This window comes from Brucella pituitosa (assembly GCF_965577835.1).
Lineage (GTDB): Bacteria > Pseudomonadota > Alphaproteobacteria > Rhizobiales > Rhizobiaceae > Brucella > Brucella pituitosa.
Window position 1 is genome coordinate 1,040,005 of the sequence record NZ_OZ264092.1, and the last position, 13,987, is coordinate 1,053,991.

A 13,987-nucleotide genomic window follows, 5' to 3' on the forward strand; every position below is an offset into this window, starting at 1 on the left:
TATGGCACATTCAGCACTGAAAGCAGGCCTGAAAGCAGGGTCGACAATCGGTATCATTGGCGGTGGTCAGCTCGGCCGTATGCTGGCAATGGCGGCTGCACGCCTCGGATATGAGACCATCATTCTGGAACCGCAGGCCGATTGTCCTGCGGCACAGGTGGCAAATCGCCAGATCGTTGCAGCTTATGATGATCCGGCAGCACTTGCAGCACTCGCAGCGGCTTCCGACGTCATCACCTATGAATTTGAGAATGTGCCGGTTTCAGCCGCCGACAAACTTGCAGAATCGGCCCTCGTCTTCCCTCCACCTGCGGCACTTGAAATCTCGCAGGATCGCTTTACCGAAAAGCAGTTCCTCAATGAGAGCGACATCGAAACCGCGCCTTGGCGTCTGGTCGATGATGAAGAAACGCTCATTGCAGCTCTTGGTGCGCTTGGTGAACGCGGAATTCTGAAAACCCGTCGACTGGGTTATGATGGCAAGGGACAGGTTCGCCTGACCTCACTCAACGAAGACGAAGCCCGCAAGGCACTGGAAGCTATCAAGCACGCGCCTGCTATCCTTGAAGGCTTTATTTCGTTTGAGCGTGAGGTTTCGGTTATCGCAGCCCGCGACCGCAGCGGCAATGTTGCGATTTTCGATATCACTGAGAACGTCCACAAGGACGGCATTCTGGCAACTTCAACCGTTCCGGCTGCCATCTCTGAGAAAACTGCCGAAGCTGCAAGCACGGCCGCCGAAAAGCTTCTGCACGCACTCGATTATGTCGGTGTGCTCGGCCTCGAGTTCTTCGTTCTTGCGGACGGCACCCTGCTTGCCAATGAGTTTGCGCCACGCGTGCATAATTCCGGTCACTGGACAGAGGCCGCTTGCGCCATTTCGCAATTCGAACAGCATATTCGTGCAGTCGCAGGGCTTCCATTGGGCGATGCAGTTCGCCATTCGGACTGTGTAATGGAGAATCTGATCGGCGACGATATTGAGCAGGTGCCAGCGATTCTCGCAGAATCGAATGCAGTGCTGCATCTCTACGGCAAGAAGGAAGCTCGCCCGGGTCGTAAAATGGGCCATGTGACCCGTATAAAGCCCCGCGCAAGTTGAGTAATATAGGGGAATCCATCCGATTCCCCTGCTATCAGGCCTCTGCGGCAAGATTTTCAGAACAGAGCTTCGTGAATCTGCCGCGCAGGAGTTGACATTTGGCTGGAATATTGTGTATTTCGGCCAACCCTTCGGGCAGGAATACTGCCTGTAACCAATTGGCGCCTTGGGCGCCTGTTTATATGCAGCCCGGCGGCATGTCCTGTCGATGGGCCAACCAAGACCGGTGATTGACATGAAGATCAAGAATTCGCTCAAGGCGCTCAAGGCTCGTCATCGTGACTGCCAGCTCGTTCGCCGCAAGGGCCGCGTTTACATCATCAATAAGACTGCTCCGCGCTTCAAGGCTCGTCAGGGCTAATCTTATTTTTGATTTTGCATTTGACGTTTCGCTGCGCATGATAAAGATTATGCGCATGCGGAACGTTTTTGCACATCTGGGTTACCTCTCGCTTTTGTCAGCCTTTGGCGCAGCTTTGCTTGTTACAAGCCCTGCCCTTGCTGGTACAACAAAGCCATCGCTCACAGCCCCTATCCTGTCTGTTCAGGTTGGCGCTGACAGCGAACAAAAGCCACAGCGGGAAACGCCTGCTCCGGCTGCAGTGCAAACGCCTGAAGAGCGCCTCGACAAGCTTTTTGCTGATCTCAAGCGCACATCCGACGAGACAAAGGCGCGCCGCATCACCGTTCAGATCAATCAAATCTGGTCGCAGTCAGGCAGCGCTACGGTAGACCTGCTCGTGCAATGGGCAAGTAGCGCTATGCTTGAAAAGCGCTACACTTCAGCACTCGATTTCCTGAATGAAGCCATAGCAATCGATCCGGACTATGCTGAGGCATGGAACCGTCGTGCGACGGTCTATTACCTGCGTAACGACTATGCCCACGCCATGTATGACATCAATCGTACGCTGGAGCTTGAGCCACGCCATTATGGGGCGCTCACCGGCATGGCAGATATTCTGCGCGCACGCGGACTGAAAGAACAGGCAATGCGGGCCTATGAACAGGCACTGCAGATCAATCCGATGATGCGCGACGCTCAGAAGAGCTTCTTCGATCTCACCGAAGAGTTGAGCGACACCCGGACCTGATTTTCCCTCAATAGAGCATTTCCTGTTTTGATTGAATCGTTGGAAATGCTCTATCTGTTTGTTTTTAAGCATGTCTCCCGAAACCGGTTCCCGCTTTCGGGAGACATGCTCTAGGTCAAACAAAAACGCGCTCTTTTCAGAGCGCGTTTTTCTTGCTTTCATAAGAACCCCAACTGGATGGGATTCGGGACTATGGTGAGCCGAAAATGGTGGGATTTGAGAACCGGCGCGCAGCGTACTTAGAGCGCATCCCGAAAAGTGTGAAACGGTTTTCGGAAAAGATGCGCGTAAAAATAAATGATTAGAGCGCCGATCTGATCCAATCAGATCGAAACGCGCTCTAACGTACGTGAGCACCGGAAGCGAAAAATCACGCCATTTGCAGGCCACCAGAAGCCGAATACCGCCAGTTTAGTCTGTAGACTGACCGTCAGCACCGATATAGGCGATGCGCAGGAGATTGGTCGCACCTGGCGTTCCGAATGGTACGCCTGCGGTAATGATCAGACGATCGCCAGCCTTGCCAAATTCTTCCTTGAAGGCAACCTGACAAGCGTGATCGACCATATCTTCCAGATCATGTGCATCTTCAGTAACGACGCAATGCAGGCCCCAGACAACCGAAAGACGACGTGCGGTGTCAACAACCGGCGAAAGCGCGATGATTGGCGTACGCGGACGCTCACGCGCCGCACGAAGACCTGTCGTACCAGAAGCTGTATAAGTGACGATTGCCGACAGGTTCAGCGTTTCTGCAATCTGACGAGCCGCAAGTGAAATCGCGTCAGCGCCAGTTGGTTCAGGGATCGCTCGCTGCGCATCGAGAATGCCCGGATAGGTCGGCTCGCGCTCAACCTTCTCGGCGATGCGGTTCATCGTTGCGACGGCTTCAACCGGATACTGACCGGAAGCGGATTCTGCCGAAAGCATGACAGCATCAGCGCCTTCAAATACAGCAGTTGCAACGTCCGACACTTCAGCGCGGGTCGGAACCGGTGCGGTGATCATCGATTCAAGCATCTGCGTTGCAACCACAACCGGCTTACCAGCGCGGCGTGCCCTGCGGATCATCTGCTTCTGAATGCCCGGAACGCTTTCCAGCGGCATTTCAACGCCAAGGTCACCACGCGCAACCATGATAGCGTCGGAGAGTTCGATGATCTCATCGAGACGGGTCACGGCCTGCGGCTTTTCGATCTTCGACATCAGACTGACCTTGCCGCCAGAGAACTTGCGGGCTTCGATCAGATCTTCAGGACGCTGAATGAACGACAGGGCAACCCAGTCGATTTCTTCCTTCAGAACGGCCTCGAAATCCTTGTAGTCCTTCTCGGTCAGCGCGCCGACACCCAGCGTCGTATCCGGAAGGCTAACGCCCTTGCGATCAGAAATGCTGGTTCCGGCGATAACCTTACAACGAATCGACTTGCCATCACTGGCTTCGGCGATCAGTTCCAGCTTACCGTCGTCGATGAGAAGGCGATGGCCAGGCTCGACAGCTTCCAGAATTTCCGGATGCGGAAGATAAACGCGGGTTTCGTCCCCGAGCTCTTCATTGTTGTCGAGCGTGAAGGTCTGACCTGCGACGAGCGTAACCTTGGTATTCTTGAACTTGCCAACGCGCAGCTTGGGTCCCTGAAGATCCGCCAGAATTCCAATAGGACGGCCAAGTTCTTTTTCGACATTACGGATGCGCTTAACAAGCGTACGCATCGTGTCATGATCGGCATGACTCATGTTGATACGGAAGACGTCTGCTCCGGCTTCAAAAAGCTGACGGATGACAGATTCCTCGCCGGACGCCGGGCCGAGTGTGGCGAGAATCTTGACCTTGCGGTTGCGCTTCATTGATTATTAGTTCCTGTAACTGTGGAGTTTTCTAACGGCGTTTCGTCGGTAAGCTGTACCATCCAGCTCGATTGTTCCCCGGTATCGTATTCCTGGAAGCCATTGCGCTGGAACCCCCGCGCAAAACAATCCTGAACACCCGTGATACGGAATTCCTTTTCCGCAACACACATGTTCACTTTGCCTTCCCAGCGGCCGCCACTCTGGGAATCTTCAGCGTAAAGATAGTAAAAGCGCGACGAGAGCGGTCCTTCGAGCAGCGTCTTGCAGGTCGAACCGTCAATATGCCACCAGCCCTCAGTTACCCAGCCTGTCTTGGCTCTATAGCCAATGGCGACACCAACCAGGTTCTGGGTTGAGTTACATACTCGAAAATCAGCACGCGCTTCCAAAGATGTTATACCCAGTGTACCGATAAGCACGCTGGAGAACAAACCTAAGAAAAGTGGAAGTCGCATTCGCCGAACTCCTTCAGCCCGCAATCGCTTTTGTCTCACGCAAGGAAATCCTCTTTCGGTCGCTCTCTTTTCGGCAGTTTCACCTTTGATGTCAACGCAATCCCGGAGAGAACAAATCAGTTACAGCATTTCCAATCAAACTGCATAGCGATTTCAGCGCAATTTAAACGATTAGATTCGCACCCATGCATCGAGCCGGAAACTGCTTCCTTTTTCTTTTGAGAATGAGCGTTGCAATCTCGACTTTCTCGTGACAGAGCTGAAACTACTTGTGATTTATGACAAAAATCCTACTCAAGAAGCTGCTCGATGTCGTCTGACCCGTCCTTTTCCCCCGTCCACCAGATCAATGGCGATCTCAGCCTCGGCCTCCTTCTGACCGCCGATCATGCACGCCGCGATTTGCCGACTGAATATGGCAGTCTGGGTCTGGACCAAAGCGAGTTTGAACGACATATCGCTTATGATATCGGCGTTGAGGAGTTAACACGGCAACTGGCAGAAAAGATTGGTGCGCCTGCGGTCATGGGCGGCTTTTCGCGCCTGCTGATTGATCCCAATCGCGGTGAAGATGACCCGACCCTCATCATGCAATTGTCGGACGGCGCGGTCATTTCCGGCAATTATCCGATGACAGCGGACGAGCGCGAAAAGCGCCTCGATAACTTCTACCGTCCCTATCATGACGCAGTCGCATCCGTGAGCACCCGGGTCGCACTTGCGAGTGGCAAAGCGCCTTTTGTTGTTTCCATCCATTCCTTCACGCCAAACTGGCGTGGCAAGGATCGGCCATGGCACATCGGTCTTCTATGGGATTCCGATCCGCGCGCGATTACTCCGCTCCTTACAATGCTACGCGACGAGCCCGGCCTCATCGTCGGCGACAACGAGCCATATAATGGCGCGTTGAAAAACGATGCCATGTATCGTCATGCAACCAGCCGCGGCTATGCACATGTGCTCATTGAAGTACGACAGGATCTGATTGCAGAAAAAGCCGGCGCGACCGAGTGGGCCGAGCGACTGGCACCGATGCTCAGCGCCATCAACGCACTGCCGGAAATCCATGAAATCCGGCATTTTGGTTCGCGAACAGGGCCTATCGATTAATCGCCTTTACCCGCTATCCACAGCCAAAAGACGATAAATGGCCGCAAAGCCTCTTAATTTTGCCCGCGACTCGCAGGAAAAACGTTTCAGACTTTCGACAACCGCGCTGTTCCTCTACAGCATGTCGCAGAAAAGTTGGAACCGGCTTTCCGGTGACGATACGCGTGTCGAAACAAACCGCTATTGCTTGCATTCATAATCGACTTTGAATTGGAGAAACCCGTGAGCGACGACATTACCAGCGAAGCCCAGACAATTGCTGTTGGCCAGTTGCGTGCTTTCATCGAGCGCATTGAGCGTCTTGAAGAAGAAAAAAAGACCATCGGCGACGATATCAAGGAAGTTTACGCGGAATTGAAGGGTTCGGGGTTTGACAGCAAGGTCGTAAGGACCATTATTCGTCTGCGTAAAAAAGAAGACCATGAACGTCAGGAAGAAGAAGCCATGCTCCAGCTTTATATGGATGCATTGGGCATGGGCTGACTTTAAGGGCCCAACTCTCTTCCTGAAATCGTAACCCTGCGGGTCCGTGAGGAACCGTATGCTCAGGAAGGGGATAGGGTCCATGGAGTTTAGAAAGCTCGGACGTACTGAACTCGAGGTTTCGCCGCTTTGTTTTGGCGGCAACGTATTTGGATGGACGGTCGACGAAGCAACGTCATTTTCGCTTCTCGACCGTTTTGTCGACGCAGGACTTAATTTCATCGACACAGCGGATGTCTATTCCGCATGGGCGACCGGCAATGTTGGCGGAGAATCCGAAACCATTATCGGAAACTGGCTGAAATCCCGCGGCCTGCGCCATAAAGTCGTTATCGCTACCAAGGTCGGCTCAGAAATGGGGCCGGACGAAAAAGGCCTTTCTCCCAGCTATATCCGCAAAGCCGTCGACGCCTCCCTCAAGCGGCTGCAAACCGACTATATCGATCTTTATCAGTCCCACTGGGATGATCCGGAAACACCCTTCGAGGATGTACTGGGAACCTATAAAGAGCTCATCGCAGCGGGCAAGGTGCGCGCTATCGGCGCATCCAACCTCACGCCGCAACGTCTTGCTGAGGCGCTTGATACGTCGAGCAAACACAATCTGCCACGCTATGAAACGTTGCAGCCGCTTTACAATCTCTATGATCGTTCTGATTTTGAAAGCGGGCTTGAAGCCATCTGCCGCGATAATGAGCTGGGCGTCATTCCCTATTACTCGCTCGCATCCGGCTTCCTGACGGGTAAATACCGTTCAAAGGATGATCTTGGACAGAGTGCGCGCGGCGCGGCCGTCGAAAAATACCTCACCGATCGTGGGTCGCGTATCATTGCGGCGCTCGACCAGGTGGCCCGCGCAAATGATGCCACCCCTGCACAGATTGCGATTGCCTGGCTGATCGCTCATCCGGCGATCACGGCCCCCATAGCCAGCGCAACGCGTTCTGCTCAGCTTGGTGAACTGATCGATGCAACACAGATCAAACTGGATGCAGAAGCTATCGCGCTGCTCAACAAGGCAAGTGCCTAGGATCTGTCGTCGAGGGATAAGAAATTATCCCTCGATCTCTTCTCTCAACATTTCAAGTTCCAGCCATTCTTCTTCCATGGCTGAATGTTCAGAACGCTTTTTTTCGAGAAGATCGGCGGTCTTGGCAAAAAGCGTCGGGTCTTTGGCGTAAAGCTGCGGATCGGCCAGCTTCCCTTCCAGCACAGTGATTTCCTTAGCCAGCACATCCATTTTGCCGGGCAGACTTTCAAGTGCAAATTTCTGCTTGTAGGAAAGCTTGCGCTTTTCCTCGCGCTTGGGCTGCACAGCCTCATTGCCCTTGTCGCCAGCCTTGTCGTCAGCCTTGTCGTCGGCGCGTGCGGCAGCTGCCTTCACATTGCGTCGTGCCAAGGCCTGCTCTTTGCGTTGAGCCATCATATCGGCATAGCCGCCGGCATATTCGAGCCAGTTACCATCACCTTCTGGCGCAATCACAGAGGTCACGGTACGATCAAGAAAATCACGATCATGGCTGACGAGAATGACTGTGCCCGGAAAGCCTGCAACCAGTTCCTGCAAAAGATCGAGCGTTTCCATATCAAGATCGTTGGTCGGCTCATCAAGGATCAGCAGATTGGCCGGTCTTGCCAGAACACGCGCCAGCATGAGACGCGCTCTTTCACCACCTGACAGTTCTCGGATCGGCGTGCGTATCTGTTCAGGCTGGAAAAGAAAGTCCTTCATGTAAGAAACGACATGGCGCTGCTCACCATTGACGATGAGGCTTTCGCCGCGACCATCGGTCAGATAATGCGCCAGCGTATCATCCAGATTGAGGCTTTCACGCTTCTGATCAAGCTCGGCCATTTCGAGATTGACACCAAGGCGCAAAGTGCCTGAATCGGGCTGAAGCTTGCCAGTAAGCATTGACAAAAGTGTGGTCTTGCCTGCCCCGTTAGGACCAACAAGCCCGATCCGGTCACCGCGTTGAACACGAGTCGAAAAATCTCGGACCAGTACGCGCTCATCATAAGCTTTGTTGAGCTTTTTCGCTTCAATGACAAGCTTGCCGGATTCCTTGGAATCGCTTGCTGCAAGAACAGCAGTGCCTTGCGCCTTGCGATGATTACGAAACTCCGAGCGCATCGAGTGCAACTCGCCAAGACGGCGCATATTGCGCTTGCGACGTGCTGTTACGCCATAGCGCAGCCAATGCTCTTCGCGCGCAATCTGACGGCCAAGCTTGTGATGATCGCGCTCTTCTTCTTCAAGAACCTTGTCGCGCCATTCTTCAAAATGCCCAAAGCCCTGATCGATACGACGCGTAATACCGCGATCAAGCCACACCGTCGAACGGCTGACATTTTCGAGAAAACGGCGGTCATGCGAGATCAGCACGATGGCCGAACGAATCTGACGCAGCTCGTCTTCCAGCCATTCGATGGTGTTAAGATCGAGATGGTTCGTCGGTTCATCAAGCAACAGCACGTCAGGCTGTGGCGCGATCACGCGTGCAAGAGCCGCACGGCGCGCTTCACCACCAGACAGATGATCCGGCTTTTCTTCGCCGGTCAGCCCCAGATGCTCAAGAAGGTAGGTTACACGATGCGGATCGTCCGCCGGTCCAAGACCAGCTTCAACATAAGCGCGCACATTGGCAAACCCATCAAGGTCCGGCACCTGCGGCAGATAACGAACCGTCGCGCCTGGATGCTTGAAGACTTCGCCCGAGGTCGGCTCGACCATGCTGGCCGCGATTTTCAGCAAAGTAGACTTGCCTGAACCGTTTCGGCCGACCAGCGCAATGCGGTCGCCCTCACTCACAGAAAGGGCAGCTTCCTCCAGAAGCGGTGTTCCGCCAAAGGTAAGCTTGATCTGGTCGAGGCGAAGAAGCGGAGGTGCCATGGTTCTCTTTGAAAAAAGCGGTTGAAAATTCCGCCCTGCTTGTCGGGGACAAAAGTCATTCTGTCAAATGGAACCGTCAAAAAACGAACAGGCCGGGTTTCCCCGGCCTGTTCTTTAAACTTTGATACCGCTAAACGGTCGATAGCGTCTTAGTTACAAGGCGCTTCGTAAACGCGGCCGTAATTATCGCGGTAACGGCAATACTGAACATTGTTACGGGTTGTCGCAGCACCGAGAAGCGTACCACCGACAGCACCAATGGCAGCGCCGGTCAGAGCACCGCGACCGTTACCACCAATTGCGCCACCAGCGAGCGCACCAAGAGCAGCACCACCAACACCATAACCAGCGGTACGCTGTTCAGCCGTCGTGCATGCTGCCGTTGAGAACGCAAGCGCACCGACGATTGCAATCATGGAAAGACGTGATTTCATGAAACAATCTCCTACTAGAGTTACACCAACACCGACTTTGCGTCCCCAATTTCGGCGTAAAGCAGATCATACCCGCTTGATCCATTTACAATACGTTTCGACTGTCAGCGTCAAGCAGTTTCAATTTTTAAGGTTAGCAGCTGCCCTGAAAATGAGCCTCCTCACTCAAGTTCGCTACAAGTATCGCAAGGCCTGAACGTGCGGAAACACAAAGAGTTCCACGTACAATATTGGATACCGTCCATGACGACCCGAACGGCAAGGTCACATTGTCTAACGGCCACTCGGCATTTGTGATTGAAAACCCTTCAACGGTGCAGAAATTCACAACACTAAATGACGTGCCATCCGGGAAATCATAAACATGGTCTCCCGCAACCAATGGCCATGCTTCCTCAACCCCGCTCGACAGAAGAATGTCTCTGCCTTTTGCCACCTGCGCCGTCGCCATCGTCAGATGCAGAAGCGTGTGATCCGTGCGCGAGCCACCAAATGCACCACAGAGAATGACCTTCTTCGCTCCGCGTTCAAAGGCTTCCTCAAGTGCAAGTTCACCGTCCGTCATATCCTTGGCAGCGGGGAAGGCTCTTTGCGGCACATGCGCATATTTTTCTTTCAATGCTCCCGAGGTCGAATCGAAGTCTCCCAACCAAAGCTCAGGCTCAACACCAAGGGCTTCCGCATGGCGCATACCGCCGTCCGCGGCAAGAACCCGTGCACCAGCTATCTGCCGTTTCAAACGTTCAGTGACGACGAGATCGCCGCCGAGAAGAATAACAAATGTGCTCATAAGTCGCTCATAACACGTGGCATTTGTCCTCGAAAGCCTGCATCTTGATCATCGCCATCTCTTGCCCTTCTGTTTGCAAGGCACTATTGTCGACCTCGCTCTAACGGGGTGCCATTCAACCATTGAATGGCTGAGAAGCCGCACTCCGGCTAACCCGCTGAACCTGATCCGGCTTGTACCGGCGGAGGGATTAGATGCTGCCCGATTTATCGATAACGGCGCTCAATCCTTTAAATAAAAGAAAGGACTTGCCGTTATGCGGCTTTTATCTCTGCTCACCTTATCGCTCTCTGCGGCTTTCGCCTTTGCGCCTCACGCTCAGGCAAAAGATAAGCTCACCATTTACACCTATGACAGTTTCGTTTCCGAATGGGGTCCAGGTCCCAAGGTGAAGGAAAATTTTGAGAAGGAATGCGATTGCGAACTGGAATGGATTGCATCAGCTGACGGTGTCGCCCTTCTCAACCGTCTGAAGCTCGAAGGCGGTAATACAAAAGCCGACATCGTGCTCGGTCTCGACACGAACCTGACAACAGAAGCACATGCCACCGGCTATTTCGCGCCAAGTGGCATTGATCTGTCCAATGTCAAAGTGCCGGGTGACTTCAAGGACGATGCTTTCGTGCCTTATGATTATGGCTACTTCGCTATCGTCTATGATTCCGAAAAACTGCCCAACCCGCCGCAAAGCCTGAAAGAACTGATCGAAGGTGATCCGTCACAGAAAATCGTCATTCAGGACCCGCGGACATCAACACCCGGCCTTGGCATTCTGCTGTGGATCAAATCGGTCTATGGCGATCAGGCGGGTGAAGCCTGGGAAAAACTGCAAAAGCGCATCCTGACGGTTACACCGGGCTGGTCGGAAGCCTATGGTCTCTTCACCAAGGGCGAAGCGCCGATGGTGCTCTCTTACACAACGTCGCCTGCCTATCACATGATTGCGGAAAACACCGAGCGCTACAAGGCACTGGCCTATCCGGAAGGCAATTACCTTCAGATTGAACTTGCTGCACAGACCACAACCGGTGCGAAAAACCCACTGGCTCAGAAGTTTCTTACCTTCATGACTGGTCCCGGTTTTCAGGATGTGATCCCTGAAACCAACTGGATGTATCCGGCAGGCAAGACTTCACAGCCACTTGCTCCGGCTTTCGACAAGCTGCCAAAGCCTGAAAAAACACTTCTGATCCCAGCCGATGAAGTTGCGAAAAACCGCAAAGCTTGGGTTGATGAATGGCTTGCAGCCTCCAGCAAATGAGCAAACCGCTGACCATCGGCCATCCAAGACAAATGCCTGCGATCAAACCACTCGCAGGCATACTGGCGCTTGGCTTTCTGGCGGTTCTGGTCGGCGGCTCGCTGCTGGCTCTGGCGATGGAAGCCAGTGGCTTCAGCACTGACGTCTATTTCGATAGCTACCTACTGCGGGTAGCCCGTTTCACGATCCTGCAAGCGGCAGCATCAAGCCTTCTATCCGTGCTGTTCGCAATTCCTGTGGCGCGCGCGCTTTACTCGGAAGCGAGCTTTCCGGGACGCAGCTTCATTCTGCGTCTCTTTGCTCTGCCGCTGGCGCTGCCCGCCCTTGTGACTGTGCTTGGCATCACCAGCATTTATGGTCGCAATGGTTTCATTGCGCAGCTTTCGCAATCGGCTGGCTACCCGGTCTCGCCCGATATTTACGGCATCACCGGCATTCTTATTGCGCATGTGTTTTTCAACATGCCACTGGCGGTCCGGCTCATTCTTGCCGCGTATGAAACGATCCCCGCCGATTACTGGAAACTTTCAGCGCAACTCGGTATGCACAGCACGCCACGCTTTCGTCTCATCGAATGGCCTGCCATCCGGCGTAACTTGCCGGGCATGACCGGCCTCATATTCATGCTCTGCGTCACCAGCTTCACCACCGTACTGACACTGGGCGGCGGCCCTCGCGCAACAACGCTTGAAGTCGCAATCTACCAAAGCCTGCATTTCGATTTTGATCCGGCACGTGCTGTAGCACTCACGCTCGCACAGCTCGCGCTGACATTGATGATCCTGCTGGCACTGCGTCTGACCGGGCGTCCGTCAGAAGAGGGCTTCACGCTTGCAACGACAGCCAGACGTTATGGCAAACCATCTACGCGAGAACGTGTTTTCAATATTATAGCGATTGTGATCGGCTTTCTTTATGTGGCGCTGCCTGTTTCAGGTGTCGTCATTTCGGGCCTTGCCGCAGATCTGGTGCGATTGTTGAGCGAACGAACCGTATGGCGCGCAATCTCCACCAGCATCGCGCTCGGCTTTTCTGCTGCCCTGCTTTCCGTCATCCTCTCGCTCTCACTTGTTATCGCGCGCGAGGCGACCCGGAACATACGGCTCGCCAACCTCTTTGACACGGGCGCCAGTCTCATATTGGTGATGCCACCTATCGTACTTGGAGCGGGATGGTTCATTCTGCTGCGCCATTTCACTGACCCATTCGCAATGGCTCCCTTGATGGTGGTGACCGTGAATGCCGCTATGGCCATGCCATTTGCCGTACGGTTGCTAAGACCCGCATGGGATACATCAGCCGTGCGCCACAACAGGCTTTGCGCTCAGCTTGGCATCAAAGGTTTTAATCGACTGCGACTTATCGATTGGCCGTCGGTCCGCAGGCCATTCGGAATGGCCTTTGCCTTTGCAATGGCGCTGTCTCTCGGCGATTTGGGCACAATCGCCCTTTTCGGCAGCGATGCCTTGCTGACCCTGCCCTATCTTTTGTTTCAGCGTATGGGCAGCTATCGCACATTCGACGCAGCAGGCCTTGCGCTTATTCTCGGTCTTCTATGTCTTGGTCTGATGATGATTGCAGATCGCGCCGCAGCCCGAAAGGAAACGCCCCGTTCATGAATATCCCGCCGCCTAAGACCAATCTGGCAAATATCCGCTTTGAAGATGTTCGTTTCAGCTATGGCGAAACCAACATGCATTTCGATGTGAATGTGCCGGGCGGCGTTATCACGGCGATTGTCGGCCCAAGTGGTTCGGGAAAATCCACATTTCTCAACCTCATTGCAGGGTTCGAGACGCCACAGGCTGGGCAAGTTTTAATCGGCACAACCGATGTCACCCACCTGCCACCGGCATCCCGGCCTGTCTCCATGGTATTTCAGGAAAACAATCTTTTTGCGCATCTGACGGTCGAGCAGAATGTCGGGCTTGGTCGTTCGCCCAATCTGAAGCTCAGTGAAGCAGACCGGAGAGCCATAGCCAGCGCCCTTGGCCGCGTCGGGCTTCAGGGGAAAGAACAGCGTAAGCCCGAAGCTCTTTCCGGTGGTGAACGTCAGCGCGTGGCGATAGCGCGTGCGCTGGTGCGTGAACGCCCCGTCCTTTTGCTTGATGAGGCATTCGCCTCACTGGGGCCAGCGCTGCGTCACCAAATGCTGGATCTGGTGCGTGAATTACAGCGGGAAAACGCCATGACCGTGTTGATGGTCACCCATACGCCAGAAGATGCCCTTTATCTCGACGCATTGTTGCTATTTCTCGACAATGGTCGGATTTCCGCTCAAGGGCCCGCCGTTGAGTTGCTGTCATCATCTGGACCGGAAGCATTGAAGCACTATATCGGTGAGCAGGCACCGAAGCTCAAATGAAGCTTTTCATGTGATTCCATTCACAACTGGAAACGCTGTGGGGGAGCATCCCGAAAAGTGTGAAACGATTTTCGGATAACATGCTCATCGAAACGCGCTCTGAATGTTACGGTTGTGGACATATTTTGTTCGCAATCAGCTTGAAGAAC

The 13,987-nt window shown here is 53.8% G+C and carries 14 protein-coding genes and 1 riboswitch; of the genes, 9 read left to right on the forward strand and 5 right to left on the reverse strand.

Features of this window, described 5'->3' with window-relative positions:
• Position 1: 1 nt before the first annotated feature.
• From ACSME1_RS05055 to ACSME1_RS05065, 3 genes are all read left to right on the forward strand, one after another.
• Positions 2–1,102, forward strand: a complete 1,101-nt coding sequence (locus ACSME1_RS05055; RefSeq protein ID WP_036566558.1) for a 5-(carboxyamino)imidazole ribonucleotide synthase — start codon at positions 2–4, stop codon at positions 1,100–1,102.
• A gap of 235 nt (positions 1,103–1,337) precedes the next feature.
• A complete protein-coding gene (gene ykgO / locus ACSME1_RS05060; protein ID WP_002967908.1) occupies positions 1,338–1,463 on the forward strand; it encodes a type B 50S ribosomal protein L36 in 126 nt (41 codons plus the stop codon).
• A 49-nt stretch (positions 1,464–1,512) separates the two neighbouring features.
• Complete coding sequence (locus tag ACSME1_RS05065; protein WP_432206005.1) at positions 1,513–2,196, forward strand: tetratricopeptide repeat protein; 684 nt, start codon at positions 1,513–1,515, stop codon at positions 2,194–2,196.
• Between the two features lie 411 nt (positions 2,197–2,607).
• On the opposite strand, the gene pyk is transcribed toward ACSME1_RS05065, so the two are convergent.
• Both pyk and ACSME1_RS05075 read right to left on the reverse strand, forming a co-directional pair.
• Positions 2,608–4,044 carry a pyruvate kinase gene (gene pyk, locus ACSME1_RS05070; protein WP_024895758.1) on the reverse strand — a complete coding sequence of 479 codons (1,437 nt, stop codon included), beginning with the start codon at positions 4,042–4,044 and terminating at the stop codon, positions 2,608–2,610.
• Positions 4,041–4,502 (reverse strand): DUF1036 domain-containing protein, encoded by a 462-nt coding sequence (locus ACSME1_RS05075; protein ID WP_024895759.1) that lies wholly within the window; start codon positions 4,500–4,502, stop codon positions 4,041–4,043. Before ACSME1_RS05075 ends, pyk begins: the two co-directional genes overlap by 4 nt.
• 309 nt (positions 4,503–4,811) lie before the next feature.
• On the opposite strand from ACSME1_RS05075, the gene ACSME1_RS05080 reads away from it, so the two are divergent.
• The 3 genes from ACSME1_RS05080 (at position 4,812) to ACSME1_RS05090 (ending at position 7,125) form a co-directional block, all read left to right on the forward strand.
• Positions 4,812–5,612, forward strand: a complete 801-nt coding sequence (locus ACSME1_RS05080) for an N-formylglutamate amidohydrolase (protein WP_024895760.1) — start codon at positions 4,812–4,814, stop codon at positions 5,610–5,612.
• 222 nt (positions 5,613–5,834) lie between these two features.
• Complete coding sequence (locus tag ACSME1_RS05085) at positions 5,835–6,095, forward strand: DUF2312 domain-containing protein (protein ID WP_007876730.1); 261 nt, start codon at positions 5,835–5,837, stop codon at positions 6,093–6,095.
• 82 nt (positions 6,096–6,177) lie between these two features.
• A complete protein-coding gene (locus ACSME1_RS05090) occupies positions 6,178–7,125 on the forward strand; it encodes an aldo/keto reductase (RefSeq protein WP_024895761.1) in 948 nt (315 codons plus the stop codon).
• Positions 7,126–7,149: 24 nt separating this feature from the next.
• Here the strand turns inward: ACSME1_RS05090 and ACSME1_RS05095 are convergent, their stop codons facing one another.
• From ACSME1_RS05095 to ACSME1_RS05105, 3 genes are all read right to left on the reverse strand, one after another.
• Complete coding sequence (locus tag ACSME1_RS05095; protein ID WP_024895762.1) at positions 7,150–8,988, reverse strand: ABC-F family ATP-binding cassette domain-containing protein; 1,839 nt, start codon at positions 8,986–8,988, stop codon at positions 7,150–7,152.
• A gap of 149 nt (positions 8,989–9,137) precedes the next feature.
• Positions 9,138–9,422, reverse strand: a complete 285-nt coding sequence (locus ACSME1_RS05100; protein WP_024895763.1) for a glycine zipper domain-containing protein — start codon at positions 9,420–9,422, stop codon at positions 9,138–9,140.
• Between the two features lie 133 nt (positions 9,423–9,555).
• Entirely contained in the window at positions 9,556–10,212 is a 657-nt protein-coding gene (locus ACSME1_RS05105) for a thiamine diphosphokinase (protein WP_024895764.1), read from the reverse strand.
• A 94-nt stretch (positions 10,213–10,306) separates the two neighbouring features.
• A riboswitch (TPP riboswitch) is annotated at positions 10,307–10,419 on the forward strand.
• A gap of 49 nt (positions 10,420–10,468) precedes the next feature.
• On the opposite strand from ACSME1_RS05105, the gene thiB reads away from it, so the two are divergent.
• From thiB to thiQ, 3 genes are read left to right on the forward strand one after another with little or no spacing between them, the layout of a single operon-like run.
• On the forward strand, positions 10,469–11,473 hold the full coding sequence (gene thiB, locus ACSME1_RS05110) for a thiamine ABC transporter substrate binding subunit (RefSeq protein WP_024895765.1): 1,005 nt from the start codon (positions 10,469–10,471) through the stop codon (positions 11,471–11,473).
• A complete protein-coding gene (gene thiP / locus ACSME1_RS05115) occupies positions 11,449–13,092 on the forward strand; it encodes a thiamine/thiamine pyrophosphate ABC transporter permease ThiP (RefSeq protein ID WP_051514704.1) in 1,644 nt (547 codons plus the stop codon). Before thiB ends, thiP begins: the two co-directional genes overlap by 25 nt.
• On the forward strand, positions 13,089–13,838 hold the full coding sequence (gene thiQ, locus ACSME1_RS05120) for a thiamine ABC transporter ATP-binding protein (protein WP_024895767.1): 750 nt from the start codon (positions 13,089–13,091) through the stop codon (positions 13,836–13,838). The genes thiP and thiQ overlap by 4 nt, the downstream gene beginning before the upstream one ends.
• Positions 13,839–13,987: the final 149 nt, after the last annotated feature.

Bases quoted from the DNA above. Each gene is read 5' to 3' on its own strand.
- ACSME1_RS05055 (WP_036566558.1), top strand. From the start codon at position 2: ATGGCACATTCAGCACTGAAAGCAGGCCTGAAAGCAGGGTCGACAATC.
- ykgO (WP_002967908.1), top strand. From the start codon at position 1,338: ATGAAGATCAAGAATTCGCTCAAGGCGCTCAAGGCTCGTCATCGTGAC.
- ACSME1_RS05065 (WP_432206005.1), top strand. From the start codon at position 1,513: ATGCGCATGCGGAACGTTTTTGCACATCTGGGTTACCTCTCGCTTTTG.
- pyk (WP_024895758.1), bottom strand. From the start codon at position 4,044: ATGAAGCGCAACCGCAAGGTCAAGATTCTCGCCACACTCGGCCCGGCG.
- ACSME1_RS05075 (WP_024895759.1), bottom strand. From the start codon at position 4,502: ATGCGACTTCCACTTTTCTTAGGTTTGTTCTCCAGCGTGCTTATCGGT.
- ACSME1_RS05080 (WP_024895760.1), top strand. From the start codon at position 4,812: ATGTCGTCTGACCCGTCCTTTTCCCCCGTCCACCAGATCAATGGCGAT.
- ACSME1_RS05090 (WP_024895761.1), top strand. From the start codon at position 6,178: ATGGAGTTTAGAAAGCTCGGACGTACTGAACTCGAGGTTTCGCCGCTT.
- ACSME1_RS05095 (WP_024895762.1), bottom strand. From the start codon at position 8,988: ATGGCACCTCCGCTTCTTCGCCTCGACCAGATCAAGCTTACCTTTGGC.
- ACSME1_RS05100 (WP_024895763.1), bottom strand. From the start codon at position 9,422: ATGAAATCACGTCTTTCCATGATTGCAATCGTCGGTGCGCTTGCGTTC.
- ACSME1_RS05105 (WP_024895764.1), bottom strand. From the start codon at position 10,212: ATGAGCACATTTGTTATTCTTCTCGGCGGCGATCTCGTCGTCACTGAA.
- thiB (WP_024895765.1), top strand. From the start codon at position 10,469: ATGCGGCTTTTATCTCTGCTCACCTTATCGCTCTCTGCGGCTTTCGCC.
- thiP (WP_051514704.1), top strand. From the start codon at position 11,449: ATGGCTTGCAGCCTCCAGCAAATGAGCAAACCGCTGACCATCGGCCAT.
- thiQ (WP_024895767.1), top strand. From the start codon at position 13,089: ATGAATATCCCGCCGCCTAAGACCAATCTGGCAAATATCCGCTTTGAA.